The organism is Cobetia sp. cqz5-12 (assembly GCF_016495405.1).
Taxonomy (GTDB): Bacteria; Pseudomonadota; Gammaproteobacteria; order Pseudomonadales; family Halomonadaceae; genus Cobetia.
This window is the reverse complement of record NZ_CP044522.1, coordinates 2200036-2213683: the sequence shown is the minus strand read 5'-3', so window position 1 is coordinate 2213683 and position 13648 is coordinate 2200036. Positions and strand designations below refer to the sequence as shown.

Sequence of the window (13648 nt, the reverse complement as noted above, 5' to 3'; positions counted from 1 at the left end):
GTCGATGACCGACGCAGATGACCGAACTTGATAGCCGATCTTGATGACCGTGCCTGGCAGCTGATGCTGCAAGCCGAATTCCATGACTGACCGCCATTTCCGCTCCCCAAGCCCGGGCCGCTGCGCGGCACGCGCAACGTCCTTCACGATCGATGAGCCGCTTGCATGAATACCTTGCTGACACTGTTTGACCGCGTGGGGCTCAACACCTCCAGCCAGCTGAAGGTGCTGGCCGGACCGCTGCTGATCATGATGATCCTGTCGATGATGGTGTTGCCGCTGGCGCCTTTCATCCTCGACCTGTTGTTCACCTTCAATATCGCGCTGTCGATCATGATTCTGATGGTCAGCATGTTTGCGCAGAAGCCGCTGGATTTCTCGGCCTTCCCCGCGGTGCTGCTGTTCTCGACCTTGCTGCGCCTGTCGCTCAATGTCGCCTCGACGCGGGTGGTGCTGATGGAGGGTCACAACGGCGGTGACTCGGCGGGCAAGGTCATCGAGGCCTTCGGGCAGTTTCTGGTCGGCGGCAACTTCGCCGTCGGTCTGGTGGTGTTCTCGATTCTGGTCATCATCAACTTCATGGTCATCACCAAGGGTGCCGGGCGTATCGCCGAGGTCGGCGCACGCTTCACGCTGGATGCCATGCCCGGCAAGCAGATGGCGATCGATGCCGACCTCAACGCTGGCCTGATCGGCGAGGACCAGGCGCGCGAGCGCCGCCGGGAAGTGTCGCAGGAATCCGATTTCTTCGGCTCGATGGACGGTGCCAGCAAGTTCGTGCGCGGCGATGCGGTGGCGGGGCTGGTGATCATGGTGGTCAATATCATCGGCGGGCTGATCATCGGGGTCGGTCAGCACGACCTGAGCATGTCCGATGCGGCGCGTACCTATACGCTGTTGACCATCGGCGATGGTCTGGTGGCCCAGATTCCGTCGCTGGTCATCTCGACCGCCGCGGGCGTGATGGTGTCGCGGGTCAATACCAATGAAGACGTCGGTCAGCAGATGATCGGCCAGCTGTTCAAGAGCTCGCAGGTGCTGTGGTTGGCGGCTGGCGTCATGGGGCTGCTGGGTCTGGTGCCGGGCATGCCCAACATGGTCTTCATTCTCTTCACCTTGCTGCTGACGGGGCTTGGGTGGTGGGCCGCCCAGCGCGAGAAGGAGGTCAGCAGCGAGACGAAGGAAGAGGCGGCGCCCGCGCCTGCCGCGGCCGTGCAGGAAGTCAGTGAGGCCAGCTGGGATGACGTGCGACTGGTGGAGCCGCTGGCGATGGAGGTCGGTCATCGCCTGATCGCGATGGTCGACATGCGCCAAGGCGGTGAGTTGCTGGCGCGCATCAAGGGAGTGCGTCGCAAGTACGCCCAGGAGATCGGATTCCTGCCGCCGGTGGTGCATATCCGCGATAACCTCGAACTTGGGCCCAATCAGTATGTCATCAGCCTCAAGGGTGCCGAGGTCGGGCGAGGCGAGGCCTATCCGGGCCGCTGGCTGGCGATCAATCCGGGCAAGGTGTCCGGCAAGCTGCCGGGCGTGGCCACCACCGAGCCGGCCTTCGGCCTGGCCGCCACCTGGATCGAGCCGGAAACCCGCGAGCAGGCGCAGGTCTATGGCTACACGGTGGTCGACACCCCGACCGTGATCACGACCCACCTCAATCATCTGATGACCCGCCATGCCGATCAGCTGCTCGGGCGCAGTGAGGTCAGCAAGCTGCTCGAGAAGCTGGGCCCGCAGGATGGCGGCCTGGTGGAGGAAGTGGTGCCGGCCTTGATCAGTCAGGGCACCCTGCAGCGCATCCTGCACAACCTGCTGGATGAGGAGGTCTCGATCCGTGACATGCGTACCATCCTCGAGGCGCTTGCAGAGCATGCCCCGCACAGCAAGGACCCCAATGACCTGACGGCCATGGTGCGCGTCGCGCTTGGGCGCGCCATCACCCAGTACTGGTTCGGCGCCGAACGCGTCCTGCGCGTGATCGGCCTGGAAGCGCAGCTCGAGCAGGTGCTGATGCAGGCCTTGAGTAGCGGCAATGCGCTGGAGCCCGGTCTTGCCGATACCTTGATGCAGCATGCCGAGAATGCCGTCGCCGCGCAGGATGCCAATGGCGAGCCCAGCGTACTGGTGGTCGGGCATGCGCTTCGACCCTTGGTGGGGCGTTTCCTGCGTCGTCGCTTCAAGAGTCTGGCAGTGTTGTCCCAGGCAGAGATTCCCGATGACCGCGAGCTGCGGGTCACCCAGATGATCGGGGGTCGTGCGGCGTGACGCCAGGGCCGCGCGACTCACTACCGAGCAAGACAACAACACGCCGCAAAGGCAGACAAGTGCGACAGGGAGGGCGCCGGCAAGGGGAGTGTCGAGCGTCTGCAGCAAGATGGATCTGAAGGAGTCAGCGGTGCAGAGAAGAACGCGAGTGGTGACAGGGTGGAGGACACTCAGGGCGGGAATAGTGTCGAGAGCGAAGCTGAGAGCGGAGCCGGGAAGCAGGACAGCACCGATGGCGGCCTTGATGACAGCAGCAGCGCTGGGGGCAGCGACGCTGGCCGCGCCGGCGCAGGCAGCCAGCGCGGCGGTGATGATGTCCGTCGAGTCGCTGACCATCGCTCAGCGGGGGCATTGGTATATGCGCCCTCTGGCAGTGGCAGATGCTGTGCGCGATTCCGGGCTGATGGCGCCAGACAGGACGCGCGTCACGGCGATTCACTGGCGCTATTCGCTCACGCGTGCGCCGGGGGAATGGCAGGTCATGCTCTGTTTGGAAGAGCGCTGCGCCATGCTCGCGGCGCGGCGTGGCAAGTTGACCCTGCCCACCCGGGAGCTGGCGACGGCGCCTTTCTCGTTGAAGGTCTATCGCAATGGGCGTGGCGTACTCAAGCCGGCGGCACATCTGGATGACATCCAGCTGGTGATCGATGTCGAGAGTCTGGCAGGCGCATGACAGGTAGTCGTTGGCAGCGAAAGGGGAATGACTTCGGCTGGCTGGCGATGAATGACTGGTATGAGGCGCTGAATATCGCTGGCTGATTGGCTGGCGAGTGGCATGAATCAGCAGTCTCTGGAGGCTCGGCAGAATGCCGGGCCTCGCGTGTTTCTGGGTCAATAAAGGGAAAGGCAGTCGAGGTGTGCAGCCCGCGGGCCTCACGCCTCGGGTACTCAAGTCAGGACGCTCAGGCCAGGACAGTCTGGCCAGGATAGTCTGGTCAGAACAGTCAGGCCGAGACGTTCAGGCGTGAGGTCCCCGCTGCCGGCCGTCCATCGGCGCCGTAATGGCCGGGCGCACGTTGATGCAGGCTGTCGAGAATCTTGCTGTGCAGTGCCATGCGCTGACCGATCAGTTCACCATTCAGACGATTGCGTGCCTGGGCGCGGCGCGTCAGCGTCACCAGATGCCACCACTGGGTGGCCAGTACCGGCTGGCTGGCGAGCACCGTATGCAGTTCCAGTGGGTCATTGCTGAGCCCGGCGCTGCTCAGCCAGCCGCGACGGCGGCTCTCCAGCGCTTCCAGGCGGGCGGCGTTGGCCAGCTTGGCTTCGCGTGAGGCATCAAGGTCTGTCGCGCTCGGCAGGCGCTGGCCCAGCAGGCGCTGTTCTTCCTCGAGCAGGGCGATGAAGTCATTCAGCTCCTGCTCGAGGCCAGAAAAGATCTCACCCAGCAAGGCTGTCGAGGCGTCATCGAGCGTCATGCGTCACCTTCGAAGGCATCGATCAGCCCTTGTGCGATGCGGTCGACATCGATCTTGATGCTGCCATCGGCAATGGCCTGCTTGAGACTGTCGACGCGCGCCTGGTCGATGTCCTGGCCTGCATCGATCGCGCTGCTGGAAAGCTCGACCTGGGTGGAGTCGGCCGTGGAGGTCGCCGCCGTGGTGGCGGCGGTGTCCTTGGCTGTCTCGGGACGCAGTTCGCGCGGGGCTTGGGTGTCGCTGCGCTGTATCGGGCCGCCATGTTCAATCTTCATTGACTGTCCTCTCTGGCCGTCGGGCCGGGCTCGACGGAGCCTGTCATGGATGGGTTGCGTGCGTCATCTGCGCGCTTGAATCGACTATCGGCCATGCCAGCACAAGCTTTACCCCACACAGGCAATATGGTGCCTCAAGGATGAGGTATCTGGTGCGGGTGGCGGCTTGTCAGTAGCAGGCATTTCGGCCTTTGAGCGTCAGTGTCTCGTTCCGGTACGTCAGCGTGTCGTGGCTGGCCGCGCGCAGTCAATGGACTGGCTCGGGGTTGGCCCGGCTCATCTCAACTCAACTCAACAGAAGTCATCATGGCGCTACCCGCCGTGGCCCGATGACGCGGGCGCGCACCCAGTCGCCTGGAGCGAGTTCGATACGGATGCGCTCATCGAGCCCCCCGGCCTCCAGTGCCCGTGCACTGCGCTGCATGCTGAAACCCGTGCCGCTGACCTGATAGGTCACGGTATCGCCGAAGTTTACCAGCGGGATGGCGCGCACGCTGTTGCGGGTGATGACCTCGCCGGCGCGCAGGCGACGGCGTACCTCGAAGCCTGACAGTGCCGCGGCGCTCTCGAAACCATTGCCACGTAGCTTGCCCAGTGGCGTCAGTACCGGCGTCAATCTCGCGGGTGCCAGCGGGGTGCCGCTCGCGAGCGGCTGTGGCGTGCTCAAACGCCAGGCGTAGCGTTTCATGCGAACGCTGATGATATGTTGCTGGCCGTTGGCGCACAGTAGCTGCAGGCGTTTGAGGCCCGGTGTATGGCGGTCACTGCGCGCGGCATTGAGGCTCAGCTGGGGTGCCGAGCAATCTTTCAGGCGGGCGGGCAGGCGACGCAGCTCGAGTTGTACTGAGGCCTCGCCGGGCGCGCTCAGTGGCGGCTCGCCGGGCATGCGCACCCTGACGGGGCCGCTGTCCTCGGCGGTGAAGAAGTCGCTCAATTGCCAGCGCAGGGTCTCGACGGCGCGTGTCTGCGCGTCTTTGTCTGAAGGTGCTGTTGTTGAGGCTGATGCTGATGCCTGGGCGGCAGACGGCTGAATGGCAGAGCCGATCGCGTCTGAGGTGTTGGCATGCACAGCGGCGCCCACGGGCAGCAGGACCAATAGCCCGGTGCTGGCGATGGTGCGCCACAGACCTTTCGCTACGCTGATTTTCGGCATGCTGTCTCTCATCGCGAGTGGCGTCCGGGGCGGAAGGCGGGGTCAAGCGCCCCTGGTCCAGAGCGCAGGTTCTGGGCGCCAGTTCAGAGCGCAGGTTCAGGGTGCTGGATCAGTACCGCGAGAGATTGTAAGCCGCCCCTGACACCGGCATGGCCAGAAATAGCCGCGATAAAGTGGCTTGTTCTTACCTTCATCCTGGCGCTGGCTGACTATTCTCAGTCCTGCTTTCCGTCATGCTCCCCTACGCGTGAGCTGATCGATGGATGTTCCCTCGCTCACATCAGGGCGAGGGGCCGACAGCGGGGCACTTCCATGTTTGATCGACTTGATTCCCTCATGAGCTTTCACCAGCAGGCGCTGGGCCTTCGTGCCGAGCGTCAGCAGGTGCTGGCCACCAATATCGCCAATGCTGACACGCCGGGCTATCTGGCACGCGATATCGACTTCTCCGCCACCCTGGCCAAGGCGACGGCGGGCAATGCCGCGCCGGGACCGCTTGCACTGAACACGACCCAGGCTGGCCACCAGGCCGCCAGCGGGGCGGGACTGTCGCTGGGCGCGGACCTGCTCTATCGCGTGCCGACACAGCCGAGTCTGGACGGCAATACCGTCGACATGGATGTGGAGCGGGTCAATTTCGCGGACAACAGTCTGCATTACGAGACCAGCCTTGAGCTTCTGACCGGCAAGATCCAGGGCCTGCGTCTGGCCATGCAATCGGAGAACAGCTGATGGCAGCGTTCAGTATCTTCAATGTCGCGGGTTCCGCGATGGCGGCCCAGTCGCAGCGCATCAATGCCGTGGCCAGCAACATGGCCAACGCCGACAGCGTGGCGGGCCCGGATGGCAAGCCCTATCAGGCGCGTCAGGTGGTGTTCGAGTACGCGCCCCTCGCGCGTCAGGCCAATGCGTCGCTTGCGACGGCCAACCTGGCCGGTGGCGGTCTGGCGACACAGATGGCATCGCGCAGTGCAGGCCTCGGGGGTGTCAGGGTCAGCTCGGTGGAGCTGAGCGATGCCCCGGCGCGCCAGGAGTATCGCCCCGATCATCCCCTCGCCGACGAGCAGGGCTATGTGACCTTCTCCAATGTCGATCCGGTCGCCGAGATGGTCGACATGATCGCGGCTTCCAAGTCCTACGAGGCCAATGTCGAGGTCTTCAATACCTCCAAGTCCCTGTTGCGCAAGACGCTGACACTGGGGGAATGACCCTCGCTCGGGGCCTTGGCCTCATGACCGCTTCTTCTGATTTCGGGTAACCGCATGGCGACGCTAGACACCAGTGTGCTCAACAGCATCAACCAGACCACCACCACCTCCGGTGTCACCGACAGCACGCAGTCGGTGAGCAGTACCGAGGAGCTCAATGATCAGTTCATGACCCTGCTGGTGGCGCAGATGCAGAACCAGGACCCGATGGATCCGGTGTCGAATTCCGACCTGACCGCACAGCTGGCCCAGATCAGCACCGTCAGTGGTATCGAAGAACTCAACACCACGCTTGAGGGCATCACGGCGCAGATTTCCAGCAGTGAAGCGCTGCAGGCGGCCAGTCTGCTCAATCAGGGCGTGCTGGTCGGCGGCAATGCGGTGCTGGTGGGCAACGCGACCTCGACACCCTTCGGCCTTGAGCTGGCTGACGATGTCGACAATGCCACCGTCGAGGTGCTGGGCGCGGATGGCAGTGTGGTCAAGACCTTCGAGTTGGGCGCATTGGAGGCGGGTATTCATGGCTTCGTCTGGGACGGTTTGCTGGATGATGGCACTGAAGCCGCCGATGGCTCCTACCAGCTGGCCGTGACGGCCGAGCGGGCAGGCGAGCGCTATGACGACCTGCAGACGCTGAGTTATGGCGTGGTCAGTGGCGTCAATCAGACCGACAGCGGGGCTCAGCTGGACCTGGGTCCGGCGCTAGGTGTCGTCAGTCTGGACGCCGTACGTCAGGTGCTTTGACCTGAGGCGTCGGGATAGCGCCAGCGAGCCCGCCGGACGGGCCACCAGTTTCAGGCCGTTTGGCCGCCCCCGAGCTCGCTGACAGGTCTCGGGCTTTCATCTTCATCGCGATCAAAGGGACAGACCATGGCGTTTTCACAGGCATTGAGCGGTTTGAGTGCGGCGGCAACCAATCTGGATGTGATCGGCAACAACATCGCCAACTCGGAAACGGTGGGCTTCAAGTCCTCCGAGACCCAGTTCGCGGATCTTTACGCCAGTTCCCAGGCGGCGGGTATCGGGGTCCAGGTTGCCTCCATCTCCCAGGACTTCTCGACCGGTTCGCTGGAAACCACCGGGCGGGATCTCGATATCGCGATTTCCGGCGAAGGCTTCCTGCGCTTTGCCGACAGCACCGGTCAGGTGGTCTATTCGCGCAATGGCCAGCTCAATGTCGATGCCGATGGCTATATCGTCAATACGCAGGGTGCCCAGCTGACGGGCTATGCCGGTGAACGGGTCACTGGCGAACCCGTCGTGCTGCAGGTGCCGACCGCGCCCCTGGCGGCCAGTCAGACCCAGGACAACCTTGCCAACAGCATCTATGGCGCGCAGATATCCATCAATCTGGATTCCGAAGCCGAGCCGACCACCACGACCTTCGATCCGATGGATCCGACCAGCTATGACTATGCGTCGTCGATGACCGTGTATGACAGTCTGGGCAGCGAGCATGTCGTGACATCGTTCTATACCAAGACCGGCAGCAACACCTGGGATGTTCAGCACGTGATGGACTTCGCCGGCAAGTCGGCCGAATACCAGTCGGATGTGAATGCCGGCATCACCCCGACGGTGGATTTCGATGTCCAGGCGGAGCAGATCAGCTTCGGCACCAATGGCCAGCTGAGCAGTGACTATACCCAGTCAGCCAAGACCTACGCCCTCACGAACGGTGCCGAAGACATGAACTTCAGCATCGATCTGACAGGCAGCACCCAGTACGCCAACGACTACGAAGTCACCTCGCTATCCCAGAACGGCTACACCTCGGGCAGCCTGGTGGGCATCTCCATCGACGGTGACGGGCGGGTGATCGGCAGCTACTCCAATGAACTGACCCAGACGCTGGGCACCATTTCGCTGGCCAACTTCGCCAATGATCAGGGCCTCAAGCCCAACGGCGACAACAGCTGGCTGGCGACCGCGGAATCCGGTGAGCCGCTGGTCGGCGTGCCGGGTGAGGGAGTGTTCGGTGATGTGGTCTCGGGTGCGGTGGAAGCCTCCAACGTCGACCTGACCACTGAGCTGGTCGATCTGATCATTGCCCAGCGCAACTACCAGTCGAATGCCCAGACCATCTCGGTACAGGACGAAGTCCAGCAGACCGTGATCAACCTGCGTTGATCCGGGCTGACTGATGCCATGTCGCCTGACAGCGCCACCGTTGCACGCGTTATCTGACCAGATTGGAGTCGGCTGATGGACAGAATGCTCTACACCGCCATGAGCGGCGCCCAGCGCAGCCTGGCGGCTCAGGATGTCGCCAGTCATAACCTGGCCAACCTCTCGACCACCGGCTTTCGCGAGATGCTGACGCTGTCGCGGGCGGTGGATGTGCAGGGCGAAGGGCTGGCGACACGCGTCTCCAGTCAGCTGACTACCGCGGGGGCCTCGATGGCCCAGGGCACGATCCAGACCACGGATCGCGCGCTGGATGTCGCGCTGGACGGCCCCGGCATGCTGGCCGTGCAGGGCGCGAATGGCGAGGAGCTCTACACCCGCAACGGCGCGTTGCGGATCGATGCCGATGGTGTTTTGACCTCCGGCGGCTTGCCGGTGCTGGGCGATGGCGGGCCGATCGAGCTGCCGCTCAACGCTATCGTGCATATCTCCGCCGATGGCAGCGTGAGTGCGCGCTCGGCGGCGGATGCACCTGACACCATGGTGCTGCAGGCCCAGCTCAAGCTGGTCAATCCCGAGGTCATTCCCGGCAGCCCGGCGCTTGTGCGCGGCGAGGACGGCTATTTCCGTCAGCCGCCGACTGCGGCGGGAGAGGCCGCGCCACCGCTGGCTGCCGACCCGCTGGTGCGGGTCGTCTCCGGCGCCCTGGAGAGCAGCAACGTCTCGGCGACCGATGCGATGGTCGCCATGATCAACAACGCGCGCAGTTTCGAGATGCAGATGAAGAGCATCGATACGGCAGAGCGCATGGCCGAGCGTGGCAACAGCCTGCTTGGTACCGACTGACCCCGTAATCACGGCGGAGCCCCCTGATGATTCGTGCCCTATGGACAGCCAAGAGCGGCCTTGAAGCTCAGCAGATGCAGATGGACGTCACGGCCAACAACCTGGCCAACGTCTCGACCAATGGTTTCAAGCAGTCGCGCGCGGTGTTTGAAGATCTGCTCTATCAGAACATGCGCCAGCCCGGCGCTGCCTCCTCTGCCACCACCGAGCTGCCCTCGGGGCTGCAGGTGGGCACCGGGGTGCGCACCGTGGCCACCGAGCGTCTGCACATCCAGGGCAATCTGGAGCAGACCGAGAACTCCAAGGATGTCGCGATCAACGGTCAGGGCTTCTTCGCGGTGATGCTGCCGGATGGCACCAATGCCTATACCCGCGATGGCTCCTTCCAGCTCGACAGCACTGGCCAGATGGTCACCGCCAGTGGCTACCCGCTGGACCCGGCGATCGTCATTCCGGCCAATGCCCTGAGTGTCGATATCGCCTCCGATGGCGTGGTCAGCGTCACCCAGCCCGGCTCCACCAACAGCACCGAGGTGGGGCAGCTGCAGCTGTCCACCTTCATCAACCCGACGGGCCTGTTCAGTCGCGGCGAGAATCTGTATTCCGAGACCGATGCCTCGGGACCGCGCAGTGACAACGTGCCCGGGTTCAATGGTGCGGGCACTCTCTATCAGGGCTTCGTCGAGACCTCCAACGTCAACGTGGTGGAAGAGATGGTGGGCATGATCCAGAACCAGCGTGCCTACGAGATCAATTCCAAGGCCGTGACCACCACCGATCAGATGCTGGAGCGTCTGGTCCAGATGTAAGGGTTGTCGCATGTCGCTTTCGCGTGATCTCCCGGTGGTGGCATTGCCATCCCCGTCAGCTGTCTGCCCACGCCAGAATGGCTTGAAGTTGCCTGGCTTGACATTGCCTGGCTGGCGCCGCGCGCTGGCCGGGTTGGCGATGCTGGCCATGACGCTGGCAGGGGCCGGGTGTGCCCATATCCCCAGCGAACCGCTGGTCGATACCACGCCAATGGAATCGACGATGCAGCCGCGCCCGGAACCGATGGCCAATGGCGCCATCTTCCAGCCGCTGTATGGCAACCAGCCGCTGTTCGAGGATCGCCGTCCGCGTGCCATCGGCGACATCATCACCATCCTGCTCGACGAGAATGTCAGCGCCAGCAAGAGCTCGGCCAGCAATGCCAGCCGTGACGGCAGCCTCGGTTTCTCGCTGACCGCCATCCCCGATTTCATGACGGGGCTGCTGGATGGCACCGATGCCGATATCGAGGGCGAGAATGACTTCACCGGCAGTGGTGGCGCGAATGCCAACAACAGTTTCACCGGCACCATCACCGTGACGGTCAGTCAGGTGCAACCCAACGGCAATCTGGAGGTGCGCGGCGAGAAGCGCATCGCGATCAATCAGGGCACCGAGTCGATTCGCTTCTCCGGGGTGGTCAATCCGCGCACGATTTCCTCGGCCAATACAGTGCAATCCACCCAGGTGGCCAGTGCACGCATCGAATATGTCGGTGATGGCTATATCAACGAGGCGCAGAACATGGGCTGGATGCAGCGCTTCTTCCTCAATCTGGCGCCGTTCTGAGTCTGACGTGCTGATTGCTGCAACCTGTTCTGCAGAACATTGCCTCGCCCTGAATGGCTCGTCCCGATTTCTCACCACGCTGTCCCATCATGAGTCGCTATCCGATGCTTGAGATGCTCCCCAATCCCCGCTGGCGCGCTGCGCTGGCCGCCTGCCTGATGCTGGTGAGCTGCCTGACCTTGACGCTGCAATCGGCGCAGGCCGATCGCATCAAGGACCTCGCCCAGGTGCGCGGCGTGCGCGACAACCCGTTGGTCGGCTACGGCCTGGTGGTGGGGCTGGATGGCAGTGGGGACCAGACCACCCAGGCGCCGTTCACCGGCCAGAGTCTGACCAACATGCTCTCCCAGCTGGGTGTGACGGTGCCGTCGGGCACCAACATGCAGCTCAAGAACGTGGCGGCGGTCATGGTCACCGCCAGCCTGCCGGCCTTTGCAAGCTCCGGTCAGCCCATCGATGTCGTGGTGTCGTCGCTGGGCAATGCCAAGAGTCTGCGCGGTGGCACCCTGTTGATGACGCCGCTCAAGGGCGTGGATGGCCAGGTCTACGCGCTGGCGCAGGGCAATCTGATCATCGGTGGTGCCGGTGCCCAGGCCGGCGGTTCCAGCGTGCAGGTCAACCAGCTGACCGCCGGTCGCATCCCCAGTGGCGCCACGGTGGAACGCGGCGTGCCGACGCGTCTCGGGGATGAGAATGGCGTGATCCATCTCGACCTGTTCGAGGGCGATTTCAATCATGCCCAGAATGTCGCCAGCGCCATCAATCGAAATTTCGGCGGTTCGCTGGCCTCACCGCTCAGCAGCCGCGATATCGTGGTGCAGGCGCCGCGTGATCTCAGTCAGCGTGTCGGGTTCATCGCCAGGCTCGAGAACATCGAGGTCGCCCTGGGCGTGCCGCGTGCGCGTGTGGTGGTCAATGCGCGGACCGGCTCGGTGGTGATGAATTCCGAAGTGCGCCTGGCGCGCGCGGCGGTCACCCACGGCAACCTGTCGGTGGTGATCGATGCCAATCCGGTGATCAGTCAGCCCGCGCCGCTGTCCCAGGGGCAGACGGCAGTGGTCAACGACCCCGATATCAGCGTGAACCAGCAGGGCGGTGCGCTGCGCATGGTCGAGGGGACTGCCAGTCTGCAGGAAGTCGTCGATGGCCTGAATGCGCTGGGTGCCACGCCGCAGGACCTGGTCTCGATTCTGGAAGCGCTCAAGGCAGCCGGTGCGCTGCGTGCTGATCTCGAGGTGATCTGATGAGTGTGCTGGGTAGCGGTACCAACGTGGATGCCGGTCGGCTGGCCTTCGACATCCAGGGGCTGGCGAGCCTCAAGGGGGCGGCCACCAGTGGTGGCGAGCGTCAGCAGGAGGCGCTGAAGGAGAGTGCACGCCAATTCGAGGCCTTGATGCTCAACATGATGCTCAAGCAGATGCGCTCGGCCACCGAGAATTCAGCGCTGACCGGCTCGCAGCAGCAAGAGATGATGACCTCGATGCTGGACCAGCAGCTCTCCCAGCAACTGGCCAGTGTCGGCGACGGTGTCGGCCTGTCGAAGATCCTGATTCAGCAGTTGTCTTCGAGCACCAGCAATGTCGCCTCGACAAGCGCAGCGTCACTCGTGACGACTTCTTCCGCGACAGTTGCCAGCCCCACGAACTCTATTGAGAAGCAGGATGACTGGCTATCGGCCGCGCAGGTAGCACCCGCACAGGACTGGCATGCCTCAGTGGAGGCACTTGCCGAGAATGAGGATACGGGCTTCATGGCGATGCTTGATGCGGTCGCGGCCAGTGGGGAGTTCCAGGGCGTCTATGCCGAAATCTCTCGGACGACGGCAGGGCCAGGAGCGAGCGAGCCCGATAGCGGCGTACAGGGTTCAGTGACGGGTACAGCGATGCTCAGTGAGCCACTACGTCGTCAGCCGAACAATGTGCAGCGCTTCGTGGCGGAATTTGGCCCCGCTGCACAGGCGGCCAGTCGTGAAAGCGGGCTGCCCGCAGAATTGATTCTGGCCCAGGCCGCGCTGGAGACGGGCTGGGGTGAGCGCCGCATTCACACCGAGGCCGGCACCGACAGCCATAACCTGTTCGGCATCAAGGCCGGCGGCAGCTGGCAGGGCGACAGCACCACGGTGCTGACCACCGAATACCGCGACGGGCGCCGCATGCGTCTCGAAGACAGTTTCCGCGTCTATCCCGATCAGGCCAGCGCGCTGTGTGATCATGCCGCGCTCCTGACCGGCGCCCAGCGTTATGCCCACGTGACCCGGTCGCCGGACGCCGAGAGTGCGGCGCGCGCCTTGCAGGCGGCGGGCTACGCCACTGACCCGCACTATGCCGACAAGCTGATCTCGATCATGAGTCGTGTCGGCCCGCTGGAGGCCAGCGGACCGCTCGAGACACCGGAAACCCGCCTGGCGTCACGCGATGCCATGCCTGCGTCATCGTCTATCGCAACCGCCGACTCAAGCTCAAATTTCAACTCCCCGCGCGGGCTGCTTGATGACTCAGCGCCGCTGTTTGCCCTCGATGCGCGTGATGCTGAGCCGCTGGTTCAGATGGCGTCTGCAGCGGATGCGGTGTCTGCGACGGGTGTGGCGTCTGTGGCGTCTGCGACGAATAAAGAGATCGGTATTGGCAGTGAAAGTGCTGCATCAGGCGCCATCCAGCTGGCGATGGGGCGTTCAGAGCCGCTGTTCCGCTGAGCTGCTGATCCGCTGATGATTCACTGTCGATGAACTGCTGTGACAAGCCGACAACGATTGTGGTTTAC

At 63.6% G+C, this 13648-nt stretch carries 14 protein-coding genes; 11 read left to right on the top strand and 3 right to left on the bottom strand.

Annotation, left to right across the window (positions count from 1 at the left end; translation table 11 throughout):
- Positions 1–165 precede the first annotated feature (165 nt).
- Both flhA and F8A90_RS09340 read left to right on the top strand, forming a co-directional pair.
- Positions 166–2262: a flagellar biosynthesis protein FlhA gene (gene flhA / locus F8A90_RS09345; RefSeq protein WP_200016805.1), complete on the top strand. Its 2097-nt coding sequence runs from the start codon at positions 166–168 to the stop codon at positions 2260–2262.
- Positions 2263–2494: 232 nt separating this feature from the next.
- Positions 2495–2935: a flagellar protein FlhE gene (locus F8A90_RS09340; RefSeq protein ID WP_200016804.1), complete on the top strand. Its 441-nt coding sequence runs from the start codon at positions 2495–2497 to the stop codon at positions 2933–2935.
- Positions 2936–3206: 271 nt separating this feature from the next.
- Here F8A90_RS09340 and F8A90_RS09335 read toward each other — a convergent pair whose 3' ends face one another.
- From F8A90_RS09335 to flgA, 3 genes are all read right to left on the bottom strand, one after another.
- On the bottom strand, positions 3207–3680 hold the full coding sequence (locus F8A90_RS09335) for a flagella synthesis protein FlgN (protein WP_200016803.1): 474 nt from the start codon (positions 3678–3680) through the stop codon (positions 3207–3209).
- Positions 3677–3955: a flagellar biosynthesis anti-sigma factor FlgM gene (flgM, locus tag F8A90_RS09330; RefSeq protein ID WP_200016802.1), complete on the bottom strand. Its 279-nt coding sequence runs from the start codon at positions 3953–3955 to the stop codon at positions 3677–3679. Before flgM ends, F8A90_RS09335 begins: the two co-directional genes overlap by 4 nt.
- 304 nt (positions 3956–4259) lie before the next feature.
- Positions 4260–5108: a flagellar basal body P-ring formation chaperone FlgA gene (gene flgA, locus F8A90_RS09325; protein WP_200016801.1), complete on the bottom strand. Its 849-nt coding sequence runs from the start codon at positions 5106–5108 to the stop codon at positions 4260–4262.
- Positions 5109–5444: 336 nt separating this feature from the next.
- Between flgA and flgB the strand changes: the two genes are divergently transcribed.
- The 9 genes from flgB (at position 5445) to flgJ (ending at position 13580) form a co-directional block, all read left to right on the top strand.
- Entirely contained in the window at positions 5445–5840 is a 396-nt protein-coding gene (flgB, locus tag F8A90_RS09320) for a flagellar basal body rod protein FlgB (protein WP_325096908.1), read from the top strand.
- Positions 5840–6316, top strand: coding sequence for a flagellar basal body rod protein FlgC (gene flgC / locus F8A90_RS09315; protein WP_054556609.1), 477 nt, complete (start codon positions 5840–5842; stop codon positions 6314–6316). Before flgB ends, flgC begins: the two co-directional genes overlap by 1 nt.
- A gap of 54 nt (positions 6317–6370) precedes the next feature.
- Positions 6371–7060: a flagellar hook assembly protein FlgD gene (locus F8A90_RS09310; RefSeq protein WP_200016800.1), complete on the top strand. Its 690-nt coding sequence runs from the start codon at positions 6371–6373 to the stop codon at positions 7058–7060.
- Positions 7061–7186: 126 nt separating this feature from the next.
- The gene (gene flgE / locus F8A90_RS09305) at positions 7187–8446 is read left to right on the top strand and encodes a flagellar hook protein FlgE (protein ID WP_200016799.1); all 1260 of its coding nucleotides are present in this window, start codon (positions 7187–7189) and stop codon (positions 8444–8446) included.
- Positions 8447–8521: 75 nt separating this feature from the next.
- Complete coding sequence (locus F8A90_RS09300; RefSeq protein ID WP_200016798.1) at positions 8522–9289, top strand: flagellar basal body rod protein FlgF; 768 nt, start codon at positions 8522–8524, stop codon at positions 9287–9289.
- Between the two features lie 26 nt (positions 9290–9315).
- Positions 9316–10098, top strand: a complete 783-nt coding sequence (gene flgG / locus F8A90_RS09295; protein ID WP_054556613.1) for a flagellar basal-body rod protein FlgG — start codon at positions 9316–9318, stop codon at positions 10096–10098.
- Between the two features lie 139 nt (positions 10099–10237).
- Positions 10238–10888, top strand: a complete 651-nt coding sequence (locus F8A90_RS09290) for a flagellar basal body L-ring protein FlgH (RefSeq protein ID WP_200019964.1) — start codon at positions 10238–10240, stop codon at positions 10886–10888.
- A gap of 104 nt (positions 10889–10992) precedes the next feature.
- A complete protein-coding gene (locus F8A90_RS09285) occupies positions 10993–12132 on the top strand; it encodes a flagellar basal body P-ring protein FlgI (protein ID WP_373996125.1) in 1140 nt (379 codons plus the stop codon).
- A complete protein-coding gene (flgJ, locus tag F8A90_RS09280; protein WP_200016797.1) occupies positions 12132–13580 on the top strand; it encodes a flagellar assembly peptidoglycan hydrolase FlgJ in 1449 nt (482 codons plus the stop codon). Before F8A90_RS09285 ends, flgJ begins: the two co-directional genes overlap by 1 nt.
- Positions 13581–13648 lie beyond the last annotated feature (68 nt).

What these genes read in the sequence shown, in the direction of transcription:
- flhA (WP_200016805.1), top strand. Translation starts at nt 166, where the DNA reads ATGAATACCTTGCTGACACTGTTTGACCGCGTGGGGCTCAACACCTCC.
- F8A90_RS09340 (WP_200016804.1), top strand. Translation starts at nt 2,495, where the DNA reads ATGGCGGCCTTGATGACAGCAGCAGCGCTGGGGGCAGCGACGCTGGCC.
- F8A90_RS09335 (WP_200016803.1), bottom strand. Translation starts at nt 3,680, where the DNA reads ATGACGCTCGATGACGCCTCGACAGCCTTGCTGGGTGAGATCTTTTCT.
- flgM (WP_200016802.1), bottom strand. Translation starts at nt 3,955, where the DNA reads ATGAAGATTGAACATGGCGGCCCGATACAGCGCAGCGACACCCAAGCC.
- flgA (WP_200016801.1), bottom strand. Translation starts at nt 5,108, where the DNA reads ATGCCGAAAATCAGCGTAGCGAAAGGTCTGTGGCGCACCATCGCCAGC.
- flgB (WP_325096908.1), top strand. Translation starts at nt 5,445, where the DNA reads ATGAGCTTTCACCAGCAGGCGCTGGGCCTTCGTGCCGAGCGTCAGCAG.
- flgC (WP_054556609.1), top strand. Translation starts at nt 5,840, where the DNA reads ATGGCAGCGTTCAGTATCTTCAATGTCGCGGGTTCCGCGATGGCGGCC.
- F8A90_RS09310 (WP_200016800.1), top strand. Translation starts at nt 6,371, where the DNA reads ATGGCGACGCTAGACACCAGTGTGCTCAACAGCATCAACCAGACCACC.
- flgE (WP_200016799.1), top strand. Translation starts at nt 7,187, where the DNA reads ATGGCGTTTTCACAGGCATTGAGCGGTTTGAGTGCGGCGGCAACCAAT.
- F8A90_RS09300 (WP_200016798.1), top strand. Translation starts at nt 8,522, where the DNA reads ATGGACAGAATGCTCTACACCGCCATGAGCGGCGCCCAGCGCAGCCTG.
- flgG (WP_054556613.1), top strand. Translation starts at nt 9,316, where the DNA reads ATGATTCGTGCCCTATGGACAGCCAAGAGCGGCCTTGAAGCTCAGCAG.
- F8A90_RS09290 (WP_200019964.1), top strand. Translation starts at nt 10,238, where the DNA reads ATGCTGGCCATGACGCTGGCAGGGGCCGGGTGTGCCCATATCCCCAGC.
- F8A90_RS09285 (WP_373996125.1), top strand. Translation starts at nt 10,993, where the DNA reads ATGCTTGAGATGCTCCCCAATCCCCGCTGGCGCGCTGCGCTGGCCGCC.
- flgJ (WP_200016797.1), top strand. Translation starts at nt 12,132, where the DNA reads ATGAGTGTGCTGGGTAGCGGTACCAACGTGGATGCCGGTCGGCTGGCC.